The organism is Tsukamurella pseudospumae, assembly GCF_001575205.1.
Lineage (GTDB): Bacteria > Actinomycetota > Actinomycetes > Mycobacteriales > Mycobacteriaceae > Tsukamurella > Tsukamurella pseudospumae.
In genome coordinates, this window is sequence record NZ_LSRE01000036.1 from 1 (window position 1) to 1,851 (window position 1,851).

At 62.1% G+C, this 1,851-nt stretch carries 3 protein-coding genes; all 3 read left to right on the top strand.

Going from position 1 to position 1,851, the window contains the following annotated elements; genetic code table 11:
* On the top strand, nucleotides 1-441 hold a 441-nt coding region (locus AXK61_RS17560; protein ID WP_197466857.1), incomplete at its 5' end, for an ATP-binding protein.
* A gap of 202 nt (nucleotides 442-643) precedes the next feature.
* On the top strand, nucleotides 644-1,354 hold the full coding sequence (locus tag AXK61_RS17565; protein ID WP_156485734.1) for a type IIL restriction-modification enzyme MmeI: 711 nt from the start codon (nucleotides 644-646) through the stop codon (nucleotides 1,352-1,354).
* A 43-nt stretch (nucleotides 1,355-1,397) separates the two neighbouring features.
* Nucleotides 1,398-1,715 carry a transposase gene (locus tag AXK61_RS25485; RefSeq protein ID WP_197466819.1) on the top strand — a complete coding sequence of 106 codons (318 nt, stop codon included), beginning with the start codon at nucleotides 1,398-1,400 and terminating at the stop codon, nucleotides 1,713-1,715.
* Nucleotides 1,716-1,851: the final 136 nt, after the last annotated feature.

The following is a 1,851-nucleotide window of genomic DNA, read 5'->3' on the forward strand; positions in this document are numbered from 1 at the left end:
GGGCCGCCTGGAATCGGGAAGACCCATTTGGCGATCGGGCTCGGAGTGAAGGCCGCGCAGAACGGCTACTCCGTGCTCTTCGACACCGCGACGAACTGGATCGCCCGCCTGACCGCCGCGCACCAGGCCGGCCGACTCGAGGCCGAGCTGAAGAAGATCAAACGCTACAAGCTGATCATCGTGGACGAGATCGGTTACATCCCGTTCGACCCGGACGCGGCGAACCTGTTCTTCCAGCTCGTGAGCACCCGTTACGAGCAGGGCTCGATCATGGTCACCAGCAACCTGCCGTTCGGCCGCTGGGGCGAGACGTTCTCCGACGACATCGTCGCAGCCGCGATGATCGACCGACTGGTCCACCACGCGGAGGTTCTCACCCTCTCGGGCGATAGCTACCGCACCAGATCCCGCCGAGAACTCCTCGGCAAGGATCGCGACTAAACACCCGACAGCTGCTCAACTTTCAGCCGTCGTCTGCTGATCAGATTTCACCCGCCGTTGACAGGACTCTTCCTTGGTGACGCTGAGCCGCGCATAGAGCACGCAACGCCGTTCTCTTTGTGTATTCATAGGCTCAGCCCATCGTCGAGCCGCCGGCCCCGTCCTGCCGGGGTGCCTTGCCGCTGATGCGCGCAACACTGAGGTGCTGTTCCCGTACCTCAACGGTGAAGATCTCAACTCCCGTCCCGACGCGTCGCCGTCACGGTGGGTGATCGACTTCAATGACCGCAACGCCTCCGAGGCAGCGTCGTATGTCGCCCCATTCGATCGCGTCGTCTCCCAGGTGAAGCCCGAACGCGCGTCAAAATCGAAGGCAGTACGGGATGCCCCCTGGTGGTTGTTCTTCCGGTCGCGGCCAGCGCTTCGGCAAGCTATGTCGGAGTTGTCGGAGGTGCTGGTCATCGCCCGTGTCAGCAAGACTGTCATGCCTTTGCGAGTCTCGACGGGGAAGATCATGAGCGAAGCATGCGTCGTGTTCGCAACTGATGACTACGGCGTCCAAGCACTCTTGTCATCAAGTCTGCACCAGCTCTGGGCGATCACCTATGGATCGACGCTTGAAACGAGAGTTCGTTACACCCCGTCGGATGTCTTCGACACCTTCCCTCGTCCCGACAGTACGATTCGGCTAGCGGACGTAGGTCTCGCGCTTGACAAAGAACGTCGCGAAATCATGCTTCGCCGCGGCCTGGGGCTGACCAAGCTATACAACCTGGTCAACGATCGAACGATTGGTGACGACCCCGATGTTGACCGACTGCGAGCGCTGCACGTTGAGGTGGATGAAGCGGTGTTATCCGCCTACGGGTGGAATGACATATCGACGAGGCATGGGGGACTGGTGCACGGGTAGGTGACATCTGATCTGGCTTGCCCGGGAGGGTGGGCCTGGAAGGATGGCCATCGTGCCTAAGCCTTATCCGCAGGAGTTCCGTGACGATGTGGTCCGGGTTGCCCGGGATCGTGAGAGCGGTGTGACGCTCGCGCAGATCGCGAAGGACTTCGGGATCCATGAGATGACGTTGCAGAAGTGGTTGCGTCGCGCCGACGTCGATGACGGCAACAAGCCCGGAATGACGAGCGGGCAGTCGGCGGAGTTGCGGGAGGCCAACAAGCGAATCCGGTTGTTGGAGCAGGAGAATGAGGTCCTGCGACGGGCGGCGGCGTATCTGTCGCAGGCGAACCTGCCGGGAAAAGGTTCTACCCGCTCGTGAAGGAGCTCGCCGCCGACGGAATCCCCGTGGCGGTGACGTGCCGGGTACTCAAGCTCGCCAGACAGCCCTACTACCGGTGGCTCAAGGAGGCGGTCACCACCGCCGATCGGGTCGAAGCCGCGCGGGCGAACGCCCT